This window comes from Bradyrhizobium diazoefficiens USDA 110, assembly GCF_000011365.1.
Lineage (GTDB): Bacteria > Pseudomonadota > Alphaproteobacteria > Rhizobiales > Xanthobacteraceae > Bradyrhizobium > Bradyrhizobium diazoefficiens.
The window spans coordinates 1,949,266-1,972,560 of sequence record NC_004463.1 but is presented as its reverse complement, the minus strand read 5'-3'; the positions used below and the strand labels follow the sequence as shown (position 1 = coordinate 1,972,560).

22 protein-coding genes and 2 pseudogenes are annotated in these 23,295 nt (G+C 58.7%); 13 read left to right on the top strand and 11 right to left on the bottom strand.

Translation table 11 applies throughout. The features are described from left to right. Position 1: 1 nt before the first annotated feature. Genes sctR through BJA_RS09085 form a run of 8 tightly spaced genes read right to left on the bottom strand, consistent with a single transcriptional unit; the run spans position 2 to position 6,281 of the window. Positions 2-667 carry a type III secretion system export apparatus subunit SctR gene (sctR, locus tag BJA_RS09120; RefSeq protein ID WP_011084627.1) on the bottom strand — a complete coding sequence of 222 codons (666 nt, stop codon included), beginning with the start codon at positions 665-667 and terminating at the stop codon, positions 2-4. Beyond that, complete coding sequence (sctQ, locus tag BJA_RS09115; RefSeq protein WP_011084626.1) at positions 660-1,781, bottom strand: type III secretion system cytoplasmic ring protein SctQ; 1,122 nt, start codon at positions 1,779-1,781, stop codon at positions 660-662. Before sctQ ends, sctR begins: the two co-directional genes overlap by 8 nt. Continuing rightward, positions 1,778-2,314 carry a hypothetical protein gene (locus BJA_RS09110; protein ID WP_011084625.1) on the bottom strand — a complete coding sequence of 179 codons (537 nt, stop codon included), beginning with the start codon at positions 2,312-2,314 and terminating at the stop codon, positions 1,778-1,780. The genes sctQ and BJA_RS09110 overlap by 4 nt, the downstream gene beginning before the upstream one ends. After that, positions 2,290-3,645, bottom strand: a complete 1,356-nt coding sequence (gene sctN / locus BJA_RS09105) for a type III secretion system ATPase SctN (protein ID WP_011084624.1) — start codon at positions 3,643-3,645, stop codon at positions 2,290-2,292. Before sctN ends, BJA_RS09110 begins: the two co-directional genes overlap by 25 nt. After that, the gene (gene sctL, locus BJA_RS09100) at positions 3,642-4,262 is read right to left on the bottom strand and encodes a type III secretion system stator protein SctL (RefSeq protein ID WP_011084623.1); all 621 of its coding nucleotides are present in this window, start codon (positions 4,260-4,262) and stop codon (positions 3,642-3,644) included. Before sctL ends, sctN begins: the two co-directional genes overlap by 4 nt. Beyond that, positions 4,259-4,897: a nodulation protein gene (locus BJA_RS09095; protein ID WP_011084622.1), complete on the bottom strand. Its 639-nt coding sequence runs from the start codon at positions 4,895-4,897 to the stop codon at positions 4,259-4,261. The genes sctL and BJA_RS09095 overlap by 4 nt, the downstream gene beginning before the upstream one ends. A gap of 11 nt (positions 4,898-4,908) precedes the next feature. Further along, the gene (sctJ, locus tag BJA_RS09090; RefSeq protein ID WP_011084621.1) at positions 4,909-5,772 is read right to left on the bottom strand and encodes a type III secretion system inner membrane ring lipoprotein SctJ; all 864 of its coding nucleotides are present in this window, start codon (positions 5,770-5,772) and stop codon (positions 4,909-4,911) included. 8 nt (positions 5,773-5,780) lie between these two features. Beyond that, on the bottom strand, positions 5,781-6,281 hold the full coding sequence (locus BJA_RS09085; protein WP_026312858.1) for a nodulation protein NolB: 501 nt from the start codon (positions 6,279-6,281) through the stop codon (positions 5,781-5,783). A 182-nt stretch (positions 6,282-6,463) separates the two neighbouring features. On the opposite strand from BJA_RS09085, the gene BJA_RS09080 reads away from it, so the two are divergent. Next, complete coding sequence (locus BJA_RS09080; RefSeq protein ID WP_020608155.1) at positions 6,464-7,156, top strand: secretin N-terminal domain-containing protein; 693 nt, start codon at positions 6,464-6,466, stop codon at positions 7,154-7,156. Between the two features lie 556 nt (positions 7,157-7,712). Here BJA_RS09080 and BJA_RS09075 read toward each other — a convergent pair. Continuing rightward, on the bottom strand, positions 7,713-7,889 hold the full coding sequence (locus tag BJA_RS09075) for a hypothetical protein (protein ID WP_161966260.1): 177 nt from the start codon (positions 7,887-7,889) through the stop codon (positions 7,713-7,715). A gap of 416 nt (positions 7,890-8,305) precedes the next feature. On the opposite strand from BJA_RS09075, the gene BJA_RS09070 reads away from it, so the two are divergent. Then, complete coding sequence (locus tag BJA_RS09070) at positions 8,306-8,509, top strand: hypothetical protein (RefSeq protein ID WP_011084616.1); 204 nt, start codon at positions 8,306-8,308, stop codon at positions 8,507-8,509. A gap of 570 nt (positions 8,510-9,079) precedes the next feature. Here BJA_RS09070 and BJA_RS09065 read toward each other — a convergent pair. Both BJA_RS09065 and BJA_RS09060 read right to left on the bottom strand, forming a co-directional pair. After that, positions 9,080-10,144, bottom strand: coding sequence for an IS630-like element ISRj1 family transposase (locus BJA_RS09065; RefSeq protein ID WP_011084549.1), 1,065 nt, complete (start codon positions 10,142-10,144; stop codon positions 9,080-9,082). 154 nt (positions 10,145-10,298) lie between these two features. After that, the gene (locus BJA_RS09060; protein WP_011084615.1) at positions 10,299-11,753 is read right to left on the bottom strand and encodes a DUF1521 domain-containing protein; all 1,455 of its coding nucleotides are present in this window, start codon (positions 11,751-11,753) and stop codon (positions 10,299-10,301) included. A 250-nt stretch (positions 11,754-12,003) separates the two neighbouring features. Between BJA_RS09060 and BJA_RS09055 the strand changes: the two genes are divergently transcribed. The 11 genes and pseudogenes from BJA_RS09055 to BJA_RS09005 all read left to right on the top strand — a co-directional run bounded on the left by BJA_RS09055 (position 12,004) and on the right by BJA_RS09005 (position 22,860). Continuing rightward, a complete protein-coding gene (locus BJA_RS09055; protein ID WP_014497947.1) occupies positions 12,004-12,564 on the top strand; it encodes a hypothetical protein in 561 nt (186 codons plus the stop codon). A 97-nt stretch (positions 12,565-12,661) separates the two neighbouring features. Beyond that, positions 12,662-12,970 carry a hypothetical protein gene (locus BJA_RS09050; RefSeq protein WP_011084613.1) on the top strand — a complete coding sequence of 103 codons (309 nt, stop codon included), beginning with the start codon at positions 12,662-12,664 and terminating at the stop codon, positions 12,968-12,970. Positions 12,971-13,012: 42 nt separating this feature from the next. Further along, on the top strand, positions 13,013-13,204 hold the full coding sequence (locus BJA_RS09045) for a hypothetical protein (protein WP_014497948.1): 192 nt from the start codon (positions 13,013-13,015) through the stop codon (positions 13,202-13,204). A 116-nt stretch (positions 13,205-13,320) separates the two neighbouring features. Further along, complete coding sequence (locus BJA_RS09040; protein WP_011084612.1) at positions 13,321-14,214, top strand: SctD/MshK family protein; 894 nt, start codon at positions 13,321-13,323, stop codon at positions 14,212-14,214. 33 nt (positions 14,215-14,247) lie between these two features. Then, complete coding sequence (locus BJA_RS09035) at positions 14,248-14,784, top strand: hypothetical protein (RefSeq protein ID WP_011084611.1); 537 nt, start codon at positions 14,248-14,250, stop codon at positions 14,782-14,784. A gap of 2 nt (positions 14,785-14,786) precedes the next feature. Next, on the top strand, positions 14,787-15,215 hold the full coding sequence (locus BJA_RS09030; RefSeq protein ID WP_011084610.1) for a tetratricopeptide repeat protein: 429 nt from the start codon (positions 14,787-14,789) through the stop codon (positions 15,213-15,215). 9 nt (positions 15,216-15,224) lie between these two features. After that, complete coding sequence (sctV, locus tag BJA_RS09025) at positions 15,225-17,324, top strand: type III secretion system export apparatus subunit SctV (RefSeq protein ID WP_011084609.1); 2,100 nt, start codon at positions 15,225-15,227, stop codon at positions 17,322-17,324. Positions 17,325-17,354: 30 nt separating this feature from the next. Continuing rightward, positions 17,355-17,945 (top strand): tetratricopeptide repeat protein, encoded by a 591-nt coding sequence (locus BJA_RS09020; RefSeq protein WP_011084608.1) that lies wholly within the window; start codon positions 17,355-17,357, stop codon positions 17,943-17,945. A gap of 567 nt (positions 17,946-18,512) precedes the next feature. After that, a complete protein-coding gene (locus BJA_RS09015) occupies positions 18,513-18,935 on the top strand; it encodes a hypothetical protein (protein WP_011084606.1) in 423 nt (140 codons plus the stop codon). A gap of 1,114 nt (positions 18,936-20,049) precedes the next feature. After that, a pseudogene (locus tag BJA_RS09010) lies at positions 20,050-21,401 on the top strand (M16 family metallopeptidase). Between the two features lie 53 nt (positions 21,402-21,454). Next, positions 21,455-22,860 (top strand): annotated as a pseudogene (locus BJA_RS09005) (M16 family metallopeptidase). Positions 22,861-23,295: the final 435 nt, after the last annotated feature.

The following is a 23,295-nucleotide window of genomic DNA, read 5'->3' as shown; positions in this document are numbered from 1 at the left end:
GTCAACCTCCTGGCGTGGTGTAGCTTAGTACTAGCCCGTGCATGAGACGTGACCAGCCGTCGATAGTGACGAACAGAAAGAGCTTGAAGGGGACAGATATCACTGTGGGGGATACCATCGACATACCCATGGCCATCAAAATCGTGGTGACAATCAGATCGATCGTGATGAAGGGAAGATAGAGAAGAAAACCGATTTCGAAGCCCCGCTTGAGTTCGGAAATCAAGAACGACGGCACAAGAATTGAGAAATCATCTGCCGTTACGCTGCCGCGCATCTCCTCCGACCAGACATGTTCGGTGGATGACAGGAAGAAGCGGCGCTGCTCTTCATTGGTGAATTTCTTCAAATGAACACGCAGCGGCTCCTGTCCCTCCTTGGCGGCCATCACCCAGTCATCGAAACTCTGGTAGCGAAGTTGCGGATCGGTAAGGCGGTTATAGGTCTGCTCGAAGACTGGAGCGCTGATGAAGACGGTCAGGATGAGTGCCGCTCCGTAAAGGACGATGTTCGGCGGTATCGATTGAGTTCCTAGCGCATTGCGCACGAGGAAGAGAACAACCGAGACCTTGATAAAGGCTGTAGTTGTGACGACAGCAAAGGCCAGGAGACCAAGGCCGACCGTTATTGCAAGAAGCGCCAGGATGCTGGGTTGAATTTCAGTCATTAAGCGCCAACCTGCCGCGTAACCTGACGGCGAGCTCCTCGCCGATCCGCACGATGTCGCCTCGGCCGATACGTTGGCCGTTCGCAACGATATCGACCGGCCCGTCAAGATGCCGGCCAAGTTCGAACACGTGGCCTTCGTTGATGGTTCGCAAGGTTCCCAACGGCATCGGCCAGCGGCCACATTCGAATACGAGTGTGATCTCGATGCTGTCGATATCCGCCTCTGACGGGGGCTGCTGTTGCATCTGGTTTTGGGGCATCACATCTTCACTTTTTAGAGGGTGGGATCGCAAGCGGAATGGTCCTCGCAGCACCAGCCTGTCGCCGCCAATCTCTGCAGGGGCCCACAATCGGTCTGCAACGAGAACAATTTGGCCTCGCGCGAGTGGAATTGTGTCCGGGAGCAGCGCATCGCCTTGCTCTGCTTGGCGAAGAACGCCGATCGCGACGCGGAGCGAGCCGATATGGCCTGCAACGATGACCGGGAGTTCGGAAAGCAGCCTGGCCGCCTGTCGCGGTAATCGGCCGAGCAGCTCGCCGAGGACGGTGAAAGCCGGAGGCACCGGACCGTCGAACGGAGAGAATAGAAGCAGCCGAGCCTTGCTGGCGAGCTCACCATAGGCGACGTCAAATTCAAGATAAGGCTGCGTACTCCGCGCTTCCTCGGTGCGAACAAGCTGCAGATTCCGCTGCGTCATTCTTTCCAGCGCAGCAAGCAAGGGTTCAAGCGCAAGTTCCAGGACCAGCGAACGCGCCGGCTCAGAAGGTAAGGTAAGCCCATTCTGCACGGTCCGAACCAGCGCTTCCGCAAGCTTACCCGGCAAGGACAGGATCAAGGTTTCACCTTCTACTTCGAAGACGCAGTCGAGCATCGGTGCCGCAGCCGGCTCCGCCTGCCAGACGGTCCGGCTCACGCGCACAGATAGCGGCTTCTCGCCGAGGAGGCCTTGTAGAGGCGCACGCAACGCTGTGATCTCGTTAAGCCACGAGGCCACTGCGTGCGACAGGATCAGCGACGGCATGAAGGCTGCGCGCTCAGCCGGCCGGTCCGAGGCCGGTGCGGCTTCCGCGCCGCAGGCCCCGAGCTCGCGCGTGAGAGGATCTGCAATCATGCTGGCTCACCTCCCGTCTGCCCTGACGGGCCGCGCCGGTAGCGGAGCAAGACTTCATCATCAGCTTCGATTTCGGCGGCGGCTTCGAAATGAGCACTCGTGGTGCGCCGAACGTCTTGATCAATCTCACGCCATTTCTGGCTCGCCGCTGAACGCCTGGCCCAAACGGCCCTCGCCTCAAGAACCGCAGTCTCAGCTTGCGCCTGAGCAGCACGGGCATTTTCAAGAACCTGCTGCGCCGCTGCAATCTCGTCTGTGAGCCGGCCGATGATGAGATGATAGCGCCGCTGCAGCTCGCAAACAGACATCGCATCGGCTGCTAGCATCTCCCGATAGAGCTCTGCCTCGAGCTTTGCCCGGCGCTCTTCGGCATGTGTAAGATGCTCGAAAGCTCGTTGGACAGCTTGGATCGCAAGGTGGCGCTTGGCTTCCATGTTAGACAATTCACGAATGGCGCTTCGCTCCCGCATGTCCTTTACGAGCCGCAGCTTCGAGGCGTGAACGGGACTTAGGCGGTCAGACGCGATATCCATGCGATCGTCTCCTCAAAGCTGCACGCCTCACCCTGCCCCTGGCGCAGAAAGGCCCGCAGTTGCTCGATCGAGGCGATCGCCCGATCGGTCAGCGGATCAGAGCCTTGTTTGTATTCACCGACCTTGATCAGGAACTCGGCCTCAGCGTACCGTGACAGCAGATCACGGAAAAAGGATGCCGCCTTGCGATGCGGCACGGACACGATCGCATCCATGACGCGGCTGCGGCTCGACAACACGTCGATCGCCGGAAAATGCTCCCGGGAGGCCAACGCGCGGGAGAGAATAATGTGGCCATCGAGGATGCCGCGTGATTCTTCCGCTATCGGATCACCCGTGCCGTCACCTTCGACAAGCACAGTATAGAAGGCCGTAATGGAGCCATGCTCGCCCATGCCGGCGCGCTCCAACAAGCCCGGCAACAGTGCAAAAACGGATGGCGGAAATCCGCGCCGGGTCGGCGGTTCTCCTGCGGCAAGTCCGATTTCACGCATGGCGCGGCTAAAGCGCGTCAAAGAATCCATCATCAGAACGACGCGAAGGCCCTGATCACGAAAATATTCGGCTAGCGCTGTCGCCATGTGGGCGCATTGGGCCCGCTCCATCGCCGAACGGTCGGAAGTCTCCACCACAACGACGGAACGGTGAAGGGCTTCGCCAAGATGACGTTCGATGAATTCACGCACCTCTCGACCGCGCTCGCCGATCAGCGCAACGATAGTGACGTCGGCCGCTGCGCCTCTTACGATTTGCGACATCAGCGTCGACTTGCCGCAACCGGCATCACCATAAATTCCGATCCGCTGACCTTCTCCGCATGTGAGAAGACCATCCAGGACACGGACGCCGAGCGGGAACGGCTGTTCAATCGCGCGCCGTTTCATCGGATTAGGCGCCCTGCCGCGCAGCGGTCTGGCTTCGCCGGCTTTTATAGGGCCCTTGCCGTCGAGCGGCCGGCCAAAACTGTCGATCACGCGGCCGAGCAAATCGGGGCCGGCAGCCACTTCCTGCATTCGCCCGGTCGTCACCACCTCTGCGCGATTGGACAGCCCCACCATGTCCCCGATGGGCGTGAGTAACACCCCATCCGGCAACAGACCGATTACCTCGGCCTCGAGCGACCATCCGCTGCGAGGATCCTGCAATAAGCACAGTTCTCCGACCCTGGCCTCCGGCAAGACGGCGTGCAGCAGCGTGCCCACGGCCCGCGTGATCCGGCCGCGGACAGCGCGTGTATCGATGTGCTTGGCGGAAGATCTTAAGGATGAGAGTGCGGCCTTTACGGTTCCTTCTGCGGCCGCGGCATGATGGGTCGGTCGTTGCACGGTCACGATTCAGCTTCCTCCGTCAAGCCAAAGCCGAGGCGCAGCGCGCGCAGCTGCGCGGCAAGCCCAAGATCGACGTTGCCGAACTCGCTCCATAAAACACATTGGTCCGCGCTCAGCGCCGGATCCGCCTCAATCCTGAGCTTCGGCCGGCCCTCAAGTCCGTCATAATCCTTGAACTCACTGGCTAGCAGGTCGGCTTTCAGTGGGGATACGTGAAGGCAGACCTCCGTGTTTTTATATCTTTGCTCGATGGCATGACGAACGCACTGGACCAGCATCTTGCCCGAATCAAATGCGCCAAGCAGATCGCGAACGATCTCAAAGACCAGTTGCGGCAATTCCCGCTCCAGAACCGCCTTGCGTTGGGCCAGTTCACAAGTCGCCTGCGCAATCAGCCGGGCCATTTCCTCTGCGCCAGCCTTTGCACCCTCGGCGCGGCCCTGCGCACGTTCCCGCTCATAAGCCAGGCGTGCCCACCCTCGAACCCGCTGCAGATGCCGCTCGGCAGCGGCCAGCGCCTGTATGGCATCGTGCCAGATCTCAAGCTGCGCAGCTGGGATCAGCGGTCCAAGAGCCCGAATCTTCGGGGCCGCGGGTGGTGCGAGGGCATCGGCCGTCATGCCCCAGCATCCTCAGTGCGCAAATGAGCCATGACGAGGGAAAGCAGCGGGCCTGCTGCGCTACGGTGCTCGGCAGTTGAGCTCTCGGCGGCCGTCCCAGCGGGCAAGCGTAGAAGCACGCGGATACGAGCAAGCGATGAAGTCTCTTCGAGCCAAGCGCCGAGACAAGCATGCCCGTCATATTCGATCTGTCGGGACAATTGCTCTGGATCGGCGATCGGGGCCGTTGCGACGGCGCAGGATAAATGCCGGACTGCGAAAGCATGCGCCTCGGCACCGATCAACTCCACCAACACAGGCAGATCGTGCCTGGAGAACAGCTTGAGGATGGAGCGTGCATGCCAAATGCCGCCCGCGAGCAGCGCAGCCCGCCGCGGATCATGCCCCAGGAGAGCATCTTCGCTCCAGTCGCCGCAGCTCACCTCCCCCTTGCTGCCCAAAAGCAGTTCGGCGAGCCTTGGCTGTAGCCTGGCACTCTGCTGTAGCCGAGCCAAAGTGGAAGGTGAAAGCAGCGGGTCAAGAAGCCCGGCGAAACGACCGGGATCGGCCGAGGCAGCAAGCTCGCGCAGCCGATCGGCTGCGAGCGTGAACGAGCGATTGGTTTTTGTGGCTGTGGTTGACATTGATGGCGGCATGAGCGTCCAGACTATGACGCATCAGCAATCATCTTGCCCGCCGCTTGGTCAGCAGACAGGCGCGAGCCCCTACCGAACACGCTCAGCTTACGCGATGATTTTCCAAACTGACGCATGCGCGGGCCCAGCAATACGCAAGCGACGATGCCGAATACCGCTCCGGCGCTTCCTACAGCAAGCGCAAGTAACGGCGATGAGCCGGCTCTTGCTGACTGAGCCACAGGGACTCCCGGACCGGCAGACTGCTCGACTGGAGCGCGCTCGACCGGCACGAAGACAACGGCGACCTTGTCATAGGACAGCCCTTCAATGCTGTTTGCGACGAGCATCTTGATCTGCGGCAATAGTGCCGAAAGCCTCGCGCTGGAGCCATGTCGAATGAAGACCGATGCCGAGGATGGGGTCGCACCTTGCCGCAACAAGTCGTTCTTCGGCAGAACGACGTGAACGCGTGCTGAAAGGACGCCATCTATATCGCTGATCGTGCGCGACAATTCTTCGCTTAGAGCATAAACGTATCGTGCCCGCTCCTCGATCGGCGAGGCAACGAGGCCCGATCCCTTGAACACCTCGCCGAGATTCTTGAAGGATTGGCGCGGCAGCCCCTCAACATTGAGCAGGTCAATCGAATAAGCGAGCTGCTTTTCCTCGACCTGGATTGTGCTGGTTCCGTCCTTGGCGACAACACGGACAGCATCAACGCCCTTGCCAAGGAGAAGCGCGAGCATCTCATTAGCCTCGCGCTCCTGAATTTTGGTGTAGAGATCGGTCTTACAGCCGATCAGCGAGAGGAGAAGGGGCATAGCAAGAAACACGCGAAGCCGTCGCCACGATTGACGGCCGCCGGAGCTCCCCCTCTTCATATCGCCAGTCATCAGCTTACTCAGCCGGCCGATAGCAGCTTGTTTAGCGACGAGCTGACGGCGCTGGTGCCCTTGGAGACGAGGGAAACCTGAACAACGTCTTTGTAGACGTCTCGCAGATTCGTCATCATCGATTCGAAATCAGCTCCAACCGGCTTAACAGCCGCATTGGCTCCGGCGTTATCCGCCGGCAAAAGTGGCTGCGCAGCCGGCCCAGGCTGCACCCCATTTACGACAGCCGGCGCAATCGCCGGAGAAACGGCTCGACCCTGGTAGATGCCGGAAAGGGTTTGGAGGATTCGGTCGCCCGGCGGACTTGCCAGCACATTCGTGCGCTGGACCTCCAATATCGGAGGAGTCGCTGCGGGTGGATTCGCGGTCGGGAAAGCAGACCCCTGATTGGGAGCTACTTGCGCCAGGGACTGCTCGAAACGCGCCTGCTCGCCAGCAGCTGCCGGAGAGCAGGCACCGGAAAGACAACCGGCTGAACTGGGAGGGATCGGCGTTGCGCCTAACAACATGGAGTGTGTCATTGTGCTGGTTTGATGACCTAAGCTTTAGCCGATGAACCGATCAAGTTCATAGGCTGCCGAGCTGACGAAAACCTGACGGAGATCAGGTTGACTTGGTCATCTAATGATCACGTTTGGCTTCCAAGCTGCGGCGAAACTCTAACTTCATAATGAGCGGAAGGCGTCAAGGAATGCTCGCGCGGTCCACGGTGGTACATATCTTAAAAAGAATTTTTTGTGCCGGTGTTCTCATCTGTGTCGGAATTTTGCGCACGTCTGCTGCATCCCTTTCGCTGCCGCCCGCCCCTTATAGCTACACCGTTCTCGATCAGGATCTTGCTGCGGCGCTGCAGGAGTTCGGAAACAATCTCAATATCAGGGTCAATGTCAGCGCCGACGTCAGGGGCCGGATTCGTGGACGAATGCCGGACCTGCCGCCACGAGAATTCCTTGACCGTTTGACTGCTTTGTACAATCTCCAGTGGTACTATGACGGACTTGTCCTTTACATCTCCGCCGCCCAAGAGGCGCAAAGCCGGCTCATTGTATTGAACCCAATCAGCTTCGATGCGCTCAAGGCCGCGCTCGACGCGCTCAACATCTCGGATGAGCGCTATATCGTGAAACCTGCCCCGGGAGAGGGCCTCATCCTTGCTTCTGGCCCACCCAGATTTGTTGCGCTGGTGGACCAGACCCTCAAGGGCCTTGTGGCGGAAGCGCAGGCCCGGCGCAGTCCCGCCGCCGAGAGGTCACAACACGAGTCGGTTTTGATGTTGTTTCGCGGCTCCTCGAGCACGGTCTTCCGGGACGGGCGGCCGGAAGCTTCTCCCGAAACGCCGCTTCATGGGGGCGCTGTGCGCGAAGCCGGTCCAGGCCAGAAGTGATGGTCGAAGATGCAAGACCGCTCCGACTGAAGTCGCATCCGATCGTCAGCTTTTCGAAAGCTAAAGCCCCCAGCATGAGCCTGCGAGGTCTTGACGGCTGCCCTGCTTGAGGCAGCCCGATAGATGGATAAGAGACCGGATGCTCGAGGGAAATTGGGTAGCGCTGCCTTCACGCAGTGCGAGGCATTAAAGATCAATGTGGGCCTCCGCACGCGCGCTTCCGAGCTAGCTGAGGCTTCGCATAGCTCAATGCGCGTCATCAGTTGGAAGGAGAGACAGGGTGGATTTCAATGCAGTCGCCCCGGCGAATACGAGCCCGGAGCCCGACACAGCACGGACGGCTACAGATGCAACCGAGTTCGAGCGGCAGCTCAGCGGTTCAGAGGCTCCCGCTTCGGCGCAGGGAGTCGCCCATCCAGTGCTGCAGGGCGAGGCTTATTCACCCTATCTCGACGCGGGCCATCCCTACTCTCCATACTTGGAGACAGGACACCTCTATCCGCCTTACCCAGATTTAGCGCATCCCCTTGGGCCAGACTCGGGTTGGCAGGATAATCTATATGCCGCGCCTGCGGCCGTCGCTGCGCCAGAGCCGGACAACGGCCAGCAGCATCTCTCGCCGCAGGCCATAGCTCAGGCGATCGAGGAACATCCCGGCTTCGATCAAGATGTGATATGGCAGACTCTGGATGTCGGCCCATCGGAAGCCGAGCCACGGCACGGTGAGCCTCAAGCGGGGACATCGCATGCAGGACCATCGCGCACCGCCCCTTTTTCAGGATGAGCCGCCGCACGCCGGCCCCTCGCATGCCCGGCCATTGCAGGCGGGACCGCCCCAACCTGGGTCTTCTGAAGCTCCGCCAGAAAGGACCGCGAGGCGATCCATGTCGTCGAGATGAAGGTAAGCGCGTTGCGGATCAGGATAGTCTGGGTATGACCGGCCCCCCTAAATACCTTCAACATACCGGTTGTTAGAACCAGCACAGTTCTTCGCACAAACCTCCAAACACCGGACCACCTGAGATCACTCGGGGCACGAATCGCGGCATCAATCCGGCCTCACTCTTCGTCAGCTTCTTGCAAGCTGCCCCTGCTAGCACGAAAGGAATAGGTCATCTCGCGGCACCGCCGCTATCTGAGTTTTATGACATGGACACAGGCGCAGCCGATATCGCAGCAACGGCGCCAGACGCTGGCACAAACACCGATAACGCCGCGAACGGCGGCGACAACTCGCACGCAGCATTGTTGCAGCGGGCCTTCGAAAAAGCTCTGGTTGCCGTCGCTACCCAGGTCATAAGCGATACCCAGTCAGACATGGATGACGCTATGAGCGAGCTAGATGATGGCTGAAGGCCGGATTATCAGACGCGCACAGGGAGGACCTGACGGACGGCAAGCCGAACCGAAAACGATCGGGTGAAGCAGGCGGACTTGGCAACAGCAGCCGCTAGACCGTCTTAGGTGATCCTCCAGGCAGGCGGTGCGGCCGTTCTGCAGGACCTCGCAACTTTCGGAAGACGCCGCAGCGACTTGCTCATGCCGCCGTGTCACATATTCTTCGATGAGGGTTCATCAGGAGCGCTCTTTAGCCAGGGCACCAGACGTTCTAAGCGAGCCCGAGCGCTCCCCGCCGATGAACTTCGTCATCTATTATCCTCGATTGGTTCTGCAGCCGCCCGCGAGATCGTGCGCTAGAGAGATCCTCCGAGATTTTCCGGAACATAGGCAGACTTGGCGCTCGCTGCGCCCATATCTGCAGAACTCCGGGGACCGCTACCCCTCAGCATCGAGGCATGTTGCTGCTGCCTGATCCTGAGTTATGGCGTATTTGTCGCTACGAATTGGCGCCAAAGCTCAGACTGCCCCTATCACGCTAAGAGCTAAGATCCTCATCGAGGCCGCCGCACCTAGTACCCGGAATCAGAGCTGAGTGATACGGCGGCCTTTGAAACGGCGTTGACGGACCTTTTTCTTGGTCCAGACGAAGGGCTCGGCTCTGTCGTTGTATGCGTTGACGTAGGCATCGATGTGTTCCTGAAGCTGCTTGAGGCTCGTGAAGGAGGTGCCGCTGAGCGACTGCCCCTGCAAGATGGAAAACCATACTTCGACCTGATTGAGCCATGGCGCACTTGTCGGCGTGAAATGAAATTGCACGTTGGGGTGGGCCTTGAGCCAGTCCTCGTTCTTTTTATGGGTGTTGAGGTTGTCGAGGATGACGTGAAGCTTGCGGTTCGGAAAAGCCGCGGTGACGCTGTTCATGAAATCGAGAAACTCGACGCGGCGCCGGCGTTTTGAATGGGTCGCGATGATCTTTCCGGTGGCGACTTCGAGCGCCGCAAACAATGTTGTGGTGCCATGCCGCTTGTAATCGTGGCTTTGGCCGGTCAAGGCGCGGCCACTGGGCAACTTCAGATAACCCTGCGCTCGCTCCAAAGCCTGGATCGAGGGCTTCTCGTCCACGCACAGCACAATGGCCTTCGCCGGCGGCGCGACATAGAGGCCGACAACATCGGCGGCTTTGGCCGTAAAGTTCGGGTCGTTGCTCTCGCACCAGGACTTGCGAGCCACCAGGTCAATCTTGTGGCTGCGCAGGAACCGCCAGACATATTGGACATCGACATCGCCCAGCGCCTCGGCCAGAAGGGGGCCGGTCCAGCGCGCAAACCCTTGCGGTGGCGGCTTATCCAGCAGCTTCAGAATCCGCTTGTCGGTCGTCTTCGTATAGATCGGCTGCTTGCCAGGCCGCGGCTTGTCTTGCAGCCCTTCAAGGCCATGGTCGGCATAGCGATGCCGCCAAAGGCTGACAATCCGCGGCTGGACCCCAACTTCCTTGGCGATCGACCGGGTGCTGCGCCCATCCGCCGCCAACAGAACTATCCGCGCCCGCTTCAAATCGCGCTGCAACGTCACCGGTGAGCGACAGCACGCCTCAAGCACCTTGCGATCTTTCCTCGAAAGGTGGACTTCTCTTGCTTCGGGTATCATCCCGACCTTGAATCACGACTCACGTTCCAAGAAAAGTGGGTACTAGTATCTTCATCTCCTCACTGAACACGAAAAGCGGGCGCTAGCGCCCACTTCAGTGACTTATCCCATAAGCTGGAACCGCTTCGCAGTACCAGCCAGACCTCAGGCCAACTCAAGCATCGGACGTTGTGCCTGGATTCTCATTGCTGTCGATGATTTCCTGGTTCACCTGGCGTCCAGACCGGTCAACCCAGCCCGAGCCTGGTTGTTCATAAATCGTCTGGGCTCCGTCCGAAGTCAATTGATCAAGCGTACGGCCCGCATTCGACTGCGTCACCTTGAGATTGTTCTTACCGTCAAAGCGGTCTCCAAGCCCTTCGACGACCATGGCATTGTCGCCGTTAGTAATGGTCAGCTTCGAGGCCATCGTTTTGCCCTTGCCGATATCAACGGTGTCGACAGTAATCTTCGTGCCGTCGTCGAGCTGGAAAGTCATGTTCTTCTTGAAGTCAAAGTCGACCTTGCCGTCACCGTCGGCATCGACGTGGGGATCGCCTTTAATCGAGGTGATCTTGCCTGTTTGACTGTTACGAATGAGCACTGTTCCGTCATTTTCGTCGACCAAGATCGAATACTTATCACCAAGCTTGATCTCAGCCTTGCCGTCCCTGACCTCATGTGACCACACTGGCGCCGGCTGAGAAGACTGCGTGGGCACCTGGGCAGCCGCAACAGGCACCATCGCAAGAGGCGGCGGCGGAGGAGGAACGAAGAAGACGGGCGCCGTAGAGGTGGGCGCTCCGCTTGCATACTGGTAGTTGCCCGGCCCACGCCCTTGCTCGCCGTCGTCGATACTCGCCTGATTCACGGCGCGTCCGGCGCCATCGACCCATCCCTGTCCACTCTCATGGATCGTTTGGGCACCATCAGACGTCAACTCGTCAAGGGTCATCCCAGCGTTGGACTGCGTCACCCTCAGATTGTTTTTGCCATCCTTGTCGTCGCCGAGCCCCTCGACAACGATCGCGTTGTGGCCGTTCGTAATCGTAAGCTTTGAAGAGATGGCCTGGCCATTGCCGTAGTCGACATTATTCACAGTAATCTTCGTGCCGTCGTCGAGCTGAAACGTCATATCCTTCTTGAAATCGAAGTCATCCTTGCCGTCTCCGTCGGCATCAACGTGCGGGTCGCCATGAATGACCGTGACATGGCCGGTCTGGTTGTTGCGGACTGTCCACGTGCCATCCTTCTCATTGGCCGTAATCGTATACTTGTCCCCAAGGTTGATCGTGGCCTTGCCATCCTTGACCTCATGCGTCCACACCGGATCCACAGGAGGCTCGGCATTCTGATTCAGCTGGCTCATCAGCATGGTGGAAGGAGGAGGCGCCATCATGTACGCCTGCGTCGTAACGACGGCTGGCGCCACGACGACCGGAACGACACTCCCAACGGCCGTACCGACGAGGGCTGGTGAGGCTACCGGCAAGTACTGGTAGCTCGCCGGGGCATATTGCCCCAACATGGCGTTGAAGGTGGGAGTGACAACAGCGCCCTCCGGCGCCACTCCGTTCATCGAGTCGGGCGCACCCACCACTGGCAGGCCGGCCACGGGAAGATACTGCATTTAGTTCACTCCTGTTGCATAGACGACATCTGTAAAACTGTGAGCGTTACGCGCATAGTCACCCAAGATCCGCCGCTTCAGATCTGCATGAGAGCGCCTGATCAGCTCATCCGAACGAACGACTAATTCCCTTGCCAGAACCGGCAGCCTATGGAGATCCTCTCTCGCCCCATCACCGTAACCGCACGAGCACATCACGCGCATTCAACTCACAGATACGGTAGCCCGAACACCTGTCGAAAAGCTGACGATGATCAGCGAGCCAAGCCGCACGCACTTTGGCATCGATCGGATGTCCGAAACGCATCCTTCGCTGAACGTATCGCAAGATTTAATATTCCCTCCTGGCAAGATTCGTCTGGTACCAGCGGTGCTCCCATGTCTTCAGGCAAATGACACGACGTTGCCGGTTATCAGCCAATCATCTCATCCTCACCGCAATCAGCGCTCCCGCCGGAACTGCACATCATCTGCGAGGAGCGATCAACAGCTTGAACTCTCGCTGCATTTTCCCAAACATCAAGACTTCGCGAAAGGTGAGCTTTCGCAAGCCGCCATCTTAGCCAAACGGGACAAGCGAGGGCTGAGATCCGCACGGCTCGATGACCTTATCCCGCTTCCGTGCTCCACCCTGCAAGCCACGCGCCTGCGAAGGTTCCGCCAAGTCAAATCATTCCTGAACGCGCAGCTAAGCACGGCTCAACTCGCCTTCATCCAAGCCGGCTATAGGGCGCCGCTGGGAGCGACAGGGCGATCCGATGATTGCGAGCAGATGCAAGCCTGCCGCAAAATATCACTCGCCTCAACGTGAGGCTCGTCAGCTTTTCGAAAGCTAGCGCCCCTAGCATGAGGCCGCTGAAGCTAGGCGAACAGTCGTCTGCGCAACAAGACGAACATAGGAGAACGCAATGATCGGAGAAATGATTGGAAGCGCCGCCGGCGGTTACCTAGGCGGCCCGGCCGGAGCGGCAATTGGTTCGGCACTGGGCGGGACCGTGGACAAGGTCTTTGACAAGGTGGTCCACACCTTGGTGCCCGACGAGGGTCACCATGATAAGGCCGAAGACCACAAAGACGCCGGCGAAAAGACCGAGGTGCAATCCAAGCACGAGACTGCCTGCAAGAGCCCGGAGCTGAACCTCGGGCTCAGCACGCTCGGCGGTACGCCCATGTTCCTTTCCATTCCTGCGATCGTCTCGCCGGCCCGCACCTCGTAACAAATCAGAACCAGCGTTATCCCAAAAGAAAGGCAAATAGACATGGCGGTTGACAATGTTGGCGGAAATGGCGGCGCTGCTGGTGCCCAGCAGACCGGCGATAGCGGCTTCCAGAACCAGATGGCTGAATTCGAGCGTGTGAGCCAGAAGGTTCAGGCCCAGGCCGTGGCAATGCGCAGAATTACGACCGAACTCTCGTCCGAGAAGAAGGTCGCCGACGAGCGCGTCCAGTAATTCTGCAAGACGGGTGGCTCACCGCAGTTGCTACCGTCGCCGCGCTGTGAATGACGAAGTCTGGATGAGCCGTACGGCACCGCCGTACGGCTTCTCTCGTTATTCGGGGGATTATCGTGAACGACTCTGTTTCGCTTGAGTTCGAGGTGCTTTCGGGGGTCTATACCGGGCTCAAAGGAAAGACGGCGGGCGGCGAGAGCATTGTGGGCAGCGGCCTCGATGCGGACATGATCTTCGTTGAACAAGGGCTCGAACCGCATCATCTTCGCGTCATCCCGCAGCGCGATTCGATCGAGCTCGAAGCGCTCGCTGCCAGAATCAGCATTGACCGTCACGCTAGCATTGCAACAGGTGAGCGCGTCAGAGTGCCGCTTCCCGCGATCATTCATGCCGGCGCGATGTCCATCCGCTGGTCGGCAGAGGATTTCCAACCAATTGCTTCGAGCAAGCGATCTCGCCGCTCGATCGTGGCACTCAGCCTGATCTTGCTCAGCTCTGTCGCGATCGGCACCGTCTCAATCATCTTTGCCCCCGGCGATAGGGCGGTGGCGCCAAGCACCGGATCATCGCACGCGGTCGAAATTGCCGCTAAACCAACCGTCGATCATTTTGACGCGAGAGCTGCTGATGAAATGGCCGCATCACTGCGCCAACAGATCGAACGAGAGGGCCTTCCTGACGTCAAGATCGGGCACGGGCCCGGCGTCGTGACCGCGGAAGGGACGATTGCGCCGGACCTCGTCGCAAAATGGAAAGAAATCCAGCAATGGTTCGATCGTCAAAGCAATGGTACCCCGACCCTTGTGAACGCTGTCGCGGTGAAAGAGGAAAAGATGCCGTCTTCGATTGCTGTCCAAGCCGTCTGGCGCGGAAGCGAACCTTATCTGCTTATTGCCGGGCAGAAGTATTTCGTCGGCGCGCTCTTAAGTAATGGATGGACCGTTGATCGAATCGAGGATGGACGAGTTCTGCTCAGCCGCAACGGCCGATCTGCCGCTTTGCCCTATTAAGGTCTCTACCCTGCAAAAGAGAAGGAGAAGGCTATGGCTAGGCTGCCTCAGAACTCCGTAGGGCCCGGCAACTCATCGCAGGGGTTAGATGCGGGCCAGCACGCACCAGTCATCGGCTCGCCTCCTTCGCGAGGTGATAAGCTCGAAGTCGGAGGCGCCCATGCGGATAGCGGCACGAAGCGGGCGTCGTGGCAGGATGCGGCTTCGTATGATCTGCCAATTGATGGCGCGAGCGAAGCGGCGCTCGGGGTCGATTCCGTCGGCGCCATCTCACGCGTCACTTTATTCGAAAGCGAAGCAGGAGCGAATGAGGTAGATGCACGCGCGAGATTGGCTTCGCTTTATGGTCCCAATCTGTCCCGCGGACTACTCTCCTTCGTAGTTCCGCGCCTTCGTCATCCCGACGTACTGCGCGCTGACAAGCATGGTGTTCTTCTGGAACGCTTGACGCGAACATTGGAGGCGACGCCGGAAGACAAGACGGCGCGAGAGTGCTTGGCAATCCTGCAGCAGGAGCTGCAGCGGTTACTAATGCTCCGACAAAACCAAAACAGCTTAATCAAGGGTTAGCCATGGCCGATCCTGATGGATTGCATCGCGTCGCCGTTCCCCTGGCTCCAGGAGTCTCAAAATCCGGCGATATTCCGTCGATCTCCGGGCCAGAGCGCGACCTGCTTTGCGCACTCTCATATGTCCATCTCGCGTGCGGGCAGAGCGCACACAGCCTGGCTCTGTTGCGAATTGCAGCTCGCGAGCATTCCAACGACGTCGGTCTACTCCGCATTCTAGCCTACACGCTCATCGCCGAGGGCCTCGGCGAGGAAGCACTCCATGTGCTGGACCGGCTGGACGCACTTGATACGCAACCCTCTTCTCGCATACCGATGACGCTGTTGCGCAGTCACGCGCTACGGCACGCTGGCCGCATGGCCGAGGCTCGCGAGGTCTTCCAGACCTATGTGTCATTGCGCGCGAGTACAGCCCTCATCCGAAAGCAATAGGGATCTATCATGGCCAACACCTTGCGCGGCTTTGTCGTGCGCGCTCCGGCCCACCCGGATTTCATGGTTGCCTTGATGCTGCTTCTAGCGATCGGCATGATGATCATGCCAATCCCAATCATCGTGATCGACATGCTGATCGGCTTCAATCTTGGCTTTGCCATATTGCTGCTGATGGTTGCCCTCTATCTCAGCACACCGCTTGATTTCTCGTCCTTGCCGGGCGTCATCCTGATCTCCACCGTATTTCGGCTGGCGCTGACGATTGCAACAACACGGCTGATCCTCGCCGAAGGCGACGCGGGCAGCATCATTCACACCTTCGGCGACTTCGTCATTTCAGGGAATATTGCGGTCGGAATTGTCATATTCTTGATCGTGACCATGGTCCAATTCATGGTTCTTGCCAAGGGTGCCGAACGCGTCGCAGAGGTGTCTGCGCGCTTCACGCTTGACGCGCTACCAGGCAAGCAGATGGCGATCGATGCGGAGCTACGCAACAGCCACATCGATCAACACGAAGCACGCCGCCGACGTGCCGCCTTGGAACAAGAGAGTCAGCTTCATGGCGCTATGGATGGTGCCATGAAGTTCGTTAAGGGAGACGCGATCGCCGGGCTGATCGTGATCTGCATCAATATGCTTGGCGGAATAAGCATCGGCCTGCTCTCCAAGGGCATGTCGCTCGATGAAGCGCTGCATCAATATACTCTTTTGACGATTGGTGATGCGCTCATTTCGCAGATTCCGGCGCTGCTGCTGTCAATTACCGCCGCGACCATTGTCACGCGCGTCAACGGACCCTCCAAACTCAGACTCGGCGCCGATATCGTTCACCAACTTACCGCAAGTACGGAGGCACTTAGGCTAGCCGCTTGCGTCTTGGTATTCATGGGGCTCGTTCCTGGCTTTCCTTTGCCCCCGTTTGCCGTGCTGGCCGTCCTGTTCGCTGCCGCAAGCTACGTCAAGGTCGGCCCCAAAGACGACAAGCCTGCCGCCAAAATAGGAGCTAGCGCCGCGGCATCGGCGCCGGTTCCTGCAGCGGTCCAAAAGCAGGCCGCACATGCGGAAGCGCTTCCGATCGCGTTGTTCCTTGCACCAAACCTGACGGATTCGATCGACAAAGACGAGCTGGAAGAGAGCATTTCGCGTGTTTCAAGGCTCGTGTCGGCGGACCTTGGCATCACCATTCCGCGGATCCCTGCCCAGATTGGCGACAGCTTGTCCTCGTCGCAGTTCAGGGTCGATGTCGATAGTGTGCCAGTTGAGCGTGATGTGATCAATCCCGGGCACTTGGCACTCAACGACGATGTCGCGAACATCGAATTGAGCGGCATCCCCTTTCAACAAGACCCTGAAACGAATCGGGTCTGGATCGAAGAACGGCATGCAGCGGCTCTCAAGGCCGCCGGAATCGGATATCATCGGCTAAGCGAAGTTCTTGCCTTACGTCTCCATTCCACATTGACGCGCTTTGCACAGCGCCTGGTCGGTATTCAGGAAACCCGCCAATTGCTCGCTCGGATGGAGCAGGAATACCCTGATCTGGTGAAGGAGGTACTGCGTACGGCCACCGTCCCTCGGATCGCCGAGGTCCTGCGCCGCTTGCTCGATGAAGGCATTCCAATCCGCAATACCCGCTTGCTTCTGGAGGCATTGGCAGAATGGAGCGAGCGCGAGCAAAACGCCGTCCTGCTCACCGAGTATGTTCGTGCTACCTTAAAACGCCAAATCTGCTTCCGGTATGCTAATGCCCATCGCGTCGTGGTCGCCTTTATCATCGAGCGTGAGAGCGAGGAAATCATCCGCGGCGCAGTACGGGAAACCGCCGTAGGCCCATATCTCGTCTTGGATGAATGGCAGAGCGAAAAGCTGCTTGCACAATTTCGTCAGATTCATGCGACCATCGCGCAAAGTAAGAGCCAGCCTGTCGTCCTCGGTTCGATGGATATCCGGCGTTTCGTGCGCGGTTTTCTCACGCGCAACGGAATCGACTTGCCTGTTCTGTCCTATCAAGATCTCGCCGCGGACTTCACGGTCCGGCCGATCGGATCCGTCAAGCTTCCAAAGGCGCCTTCCTCAGGAGGGCTCCTAACAGCTGCAAGCTAAGAGTGCGCAGCACTACCTTGTGAGTAGCCGATGAAATCTAATGACACCAGCTTCCGCCGATATCTGTGCTCCGCCAGTCCAAGGCTGCGGCCGGCTCTGCTTGCGATGCTGACTGTTGTGCTGCTCGCTGGTTGCGCTACCGCAGACAAACATGGCCTTTCACCGCAGCAGAGGTCCGCATCAGACCTCGCAGACAGCGAAGAGATCGACCCCGCCGCGCGCGAGCGCATTTCGCACGCGCTTGGCCGAGATGCTGATGAAGGGGCTCTGCGCGACGCATTGAAGCAACAGCCGAACAACATTGATGCGGCTATTCCTCTTGCGCGAGCCCTGCTGGCACGCAACTGTCCGAATGATGCGCTTGAGGTGCTCGACGGCGTGTTATTGGCAACCCCTGGCGACCTGCGCGCATTAAATGCCAAAGCAGTTGTTCTCGATCACGAGGGCCGTCATCAGGAAGCCCAAGAGCTATACCGCCAAGCTCTCGCGGCGGAACCTGCAAACCCGATGCTGCGCAACAATTTCGGACTGTCCCTCGCCCTTCAAGGCAAGATGGACGCCGGCGATGCCAGCGCAGCACCTCAGGCGGGCAGCCGGAAAGCATTGGCTCGTTCAAGATAAGGCGATCAAGAGCGGGCAGGAATAGCGAAGCGTGATGCTTAGCTGTCAGCTTGCCGACAGCTAGGCTTACTATGAGCGCGGAACCCCACTCCGGCGCGGCCTCGCCGACATAACAGGACGTGTTATGTTTCAAAACACTAAAGCTCTATCTAACAGCGAACGTGCGTCCGAGCTCGATGAAATGGGAACGAGCTCGGACGATGGCTCCCACACGGATAGCCCAAGATTCTTGGATGTATTCTCTGCTCTGAGTTTGGCGCCATCGAGCTGCTCCGTTGATGCATCTTTGGCAGCAGTCCCGCCATACGCGCTGGTTGACGAGCGGCCGGTGGTTGAGATCTCAAAATCTTCGTTTGAGAATAAGCTGGCAGATTTTTATGGAGGAGACATAGAGGATATTGCTGCCAATCCGCAGCGATACTCGCGCTGGGTTTCCGAAAAGGCTCACGCACAGCGGACACTGCATTTCGCTTCGGCACGAAGTCTATTTCGGAGAAATCGTGCTTTTTCAGCTATCAGCTTGGGAACAAGAGCGTCGGGCTTCTGAGAACGGAACCCGGAGGCCGCATGAGTGAGCTGTTCAAGGGCAACAATGATTGGCGCCATCAATTTCCTGGACGAGATGAAATCACCTCAACAATAGCTTTCCGGGTTACTCATCCGCTCGTCGAGAACGCGGGCGATATCTTGCTTGAACATCAGCTCCAGATCGACGGAAACAAACCGCTCGTTCTCTCCCACTCTTCCAATCCGGAAGCGAAAGCCCGCGCGGCAGCGTTGGGCTTTCTTGAGGTTAGTGACTCGATGATGGTGCTAGATCCCACCAAGCACGATGACAAATGGAAGAACGAAGGCGGCAATTGGCAGCGGGCGGGTAAGCCGCCTTTGTATCTTGCCGCGACTGAAGACAACAGCGGCAATGCCAAGTATACCGAGAGTGTAGCGAAGCCCGCGAACGATCCGTATGATGAGGAATATGACTTTATGTAGAGCCTACAGGCATCACACGAAGAGCGATTGGCCGGATCGGCGGGGCAAGATCAGGCCTCTATCTCATTTCCTGCTGCATGTACTCTTGAGCACCGACATCTTTTCCGTATCCGCAGGCGGAGTTGGACTGCGCTGTGGGTCCTTTCGTCTGGCGGAATCAAGCCGGACGAGCAGCAGATCGATTATCTCTCGGACTCCGCAGCCTCGTGTTCCTCCTGATCTGCAGCTTGCGCCAGCAAAGAGCCTCCTTGTATCAGCCGAAATGACGCGGTCTATCGGCACTGCGAAGCTACAGCGCGCGATGGCGGCGCACGATCTCCATGACACCCGGTCCTGCCATGTGAGGATCTCCTCCTCTGCCTTCCCGGGAAAAAACTTGCTCGCAAACCGTTTTCAGCCCTTTAGCCGCCGGCAGCGGACGGCATGATTGGTTGGCAGAATCTTGCCGGCATGAACGTCCTCCGGGAGGATCACATCCTCATCAAACCCGCTCGGCACTGCTACATCCACGCCCTTCTGGCATCTTGTCGTTCAGATAAGAGAGAGGAGAAATAGCGAAGTAGTTAACATGCGCCAACCAGGCTCCGGCTTGCAACCGCAAATCACATGACCGCGATCTGCGGTGCCCTTGGTATCCTTAATCTGAGTGACTTGTTGGCAGGTGATTTAAGGACGGTGAGCGGTGCGCTCGGCTTCCCTTTGCCTTACGTAAACCGCGACGGCCGGCAAGTGACTTCCACTGTCTCATCGAAGCTATCGCTGAGCATTTGTTTACCTCGCGCGTCAACAACCGATGGGCTTTTGCGGCAAATCTTCTCAATCGCGCTCCCCCGCGGCACCTGATGCGCGCGGCCGATAAACTACGCTGTTGTCGCACGTTCATCCTGGACTACTTCGGCGCAGTGTACTCAGAGGAGCTGCTCGCTGGCAGACAAATCGTCAAGCCGCTCATCGTGTAGAGCGAGATGTGTGACGGCAAGCTGCTGAGTGTTGTGCCAGCGTATATCGCGCTTGATCTACCCCCAAATCTCCAGAGACGCCAAGTTCTCCTGAGACGTTGTGCGCAAGGTTGTGTTCATGACATGTCGACGGTTACATTTGGCCACCTGAAGCCTTGGACTCGACGACGCGCACCACTCCGGCGGTTAGCGTCTATGCCGGCACGGTCAGATCAGATCGAGCAGCATGCTTCACGCTTCAGAACGACCTGCAGGTGGTTGTGATCCAGGATCATCGCACACCAGTCGTCACTCAGATGATCTGGTATAAGGTCGGTTCCGCGGATGAACCGCCCGGCAAATCGGGGCTTGCGCATTTCCTCGAACACCTGATGTTCAAGGGTACTTCCAAACATCCGGCGGATGAATTCTCCAAGGCCGTGCTGCGCGCCAGCGGCTACCAGAACGCCTTTACCGGGTTCGACTTCACCAGCTACTTCCAGCACGTGCCTCGAGAGCACCTCGGCAAGATGATGGAATTTGAAGCCGACCGCATGACCGGTCTCGTTCTCAAGGACGAGAACGTGCTCTCCGAGCGAGACGTCGTGCTGGAGGAATTCAATATGAGGGTCGCCAACCATCCAGGTAACCGGCTTGCTGAGCAGATGATGGCGGCGCTTTACCTCAACCACCCCTACGGCCACCCTATTATCGCGTGGCGCCAGGAAATCGAAAAGCTTACCCGAGAGGACGCGCTTGCCTTCTACCGGCGCTTCTATGCACCTAACAACGCGATCCTGATTGTTGCTGGCGACGTAGCCACCAAGGAAATGCGCTCCATGGTGAAGGAGACGTTTGGCGGCATCCCCGCGCAACCTTCGATTCCCAAGGAACGCCTGCGGCCGCAGGAACCGCCGCCGGCCGCGCAGCGCAGCGCAGAGTGACACTGGCCGATGCCCGCGTCGAGCAGCCGGCCCTGCGCCGCTATTATCTCGTACCCTCGACTCGCAGCGCGGCCGCGGGCGAGGGTCCAGCGCTTGAGGTGCTCGAGCAGTTGATGGGCGGCGGCATTAACTCATATCTCTATCTCTCGCTGGTTGTCGAAAAGCAGCTCGCGGTCACCGCCAGGGCGAGCTACCACTCTGCCGCGCTCGATCCATCGCTATTCGAGATTTCCGTCATACCAAAGCCTGGCGCCAACCTCAGCCTGATCGAGCGCTGCATCGACGAGGTAATCGCCGGTATTGCCCGTAATCCCGCGAGTGCCGAAGATCTCCAGCGGGCGAAGACGCGGCTAACCGCGCAAGTCGCCTACGCCCAAGACAGTCAGGAACTGCTCGCTCACTGGTATGGCCGCGCCCTGACGACGGGACTATGCATCGAGGATGTACAACGCTGGCCGGACGACATCCGAGCGGTCGGCGCACCGCAGGTGCATGAGGCCGCGCGGATATGGCTCGACAAGAAACGAGCGGTAACCGGCTATCTCGTCAAAGAGTCTACCCCGCAACACTGGGAGACGCTCTAGTGATCCATCCTTGCACTCGACGCGGGATCCTCCTTGGAGGAGCCTCCCTCTCCATGGCGGTGCTCGCTTCGTCAAATTCGCATGCCGCACCACGATCACTGGACCGGACCAGGATCAAGCGTTTGATTTCGTCTTGCGGCATAGAAGCCTGGTTCGTGCAGGACTCCACTGTCCCATTGATCTCGATGGAATATGCCTTCACCGGCGGCGCGGCTCAGGATCCCGCTCAAAGACCTGGCGTAGCCCACATGGTTTCTGGGCTGCTCAAGGAAGGTTCCGGCAAATTTGACTTCAAGACCTTTCATCAGCGGCTGGACCGCCATGCCATTGAGCTGCGTTTTCACGTGACCCATGATCACTTCCGCGGTGCCTTGCGCACGATCAATGACAGCGCGGAGGAGGCCTTCGAGCTTTTACGGATCGCGCTAACCTCGCCGCGTTTTGAGGCCGCCGACGTCGAACGGAACCGTGCCGCTGTGCTTGCGCGCCTTCGGCACGACTCAACCGATCCTTCGTCGCTGGCTCGCCGCAAGTTCCTCGAAGTCGCTTTTGGGGATCATCCCTATGCTCGCCCAGTCGATGGCTACTTGGAAAGCGTGCCGAAGATAGAGGCCGAGGATCTCAAGGGTTATGTCCGGCGCGTCATTGCAAAAAGACACGTTCAAAATCGCGGTGGTCGGCGGGGTCGATCCAGGGGCCGTCTGCAAGCTGCTCGATAAGACCTTTGGCAGCCTGCCGAGCAACGCGGAAGCGATGCCGGTCGCCGACGTCATCGCAGCAAAGCCGCCGCAGCGGGTCTTTATTCAGCTCGATGTGCCGCAGACAGTTGTGACTTTTGGCGGTCCAGCCGTCCGTCGCAGCGAGCCGGGTTTCATGCCCGCCTGTATCGTCAACCACATTCTCGGCGGCGGCGGCCTGACGTCACGCCTGTTCCGCGAAGTCCGCGAGAAGCGCGGACTGGCTTATTCAGTCCGTGAGCAGCTTGTCTGGCTGGATCATTCAGCCATGTTTCTCGGTACCAGCGGCACCTGCGCCGATCGGGCCGGTGAAACGGTTGAAGAAATCGAGAAGCAGGTCCGACAGATCGCCGCGGAAGGACCGACTCAGCAGGAGCTCGATGACGCAAAGTCCTACCTGAAGGGCTCGCAACTGGTAGCTCTCAACACATCATCAAAACTGGCGCGAACGCTACTGCAGCATCAGCTTGACAAGTTGCCTATCGACTATCTCGAAAACCAGAATGCCGTCGTCGATGCGGTGACGCTGGAAGACGCCAAAGAGAGCAGCGCAGCGGCTGTGGGGCGGGGGTCTGCTCACAATTATCGTCGGCCGCGCCCCAAAGGACGCAGCGCAGGCGGCCATTGTGCCGTCCAGGACTACACCCCCGCCGGGCGCCGATCAGCTAGACACCGGCCCGACGACGCCGCCCAATTTATTTTCTAGCAGCCCATGTGCTTAGCTCTCGCGCGCAGAGAGGCCTTTAGCCACTCACCTTTAGCTCGTGGAGATATTCCTCGGCATGCCGAAAAGACGGCGATCTGATCCAGTAGACCTTTGATGGTCTGCGAAGCCATAGTCGGACCGCCTAGCATCCCCCCGATTTGCGCTTTCATCGAGCTCGCAATCTGACGCTACGTAAGACTCGGTCTCCCATTAAAATTTGATAGCGGCAGCGACAGCATCCATAGCGAACCTACGGCAATCCAACGATCACCATGGGCAGACTTTGATTCTTGCCCCGCATATTCCAGCCGCACACAAACCTCACGTAAATCACCAGTACAAGTGATTACTCCCATTGCCGGAGCTGCATCATCACGCGACGTTACTCGCTAGATGTTGAAAACGCTTATCAGTTGCAGAGCTCTCGCATCGGCGGTTCATTGCCCCTTCT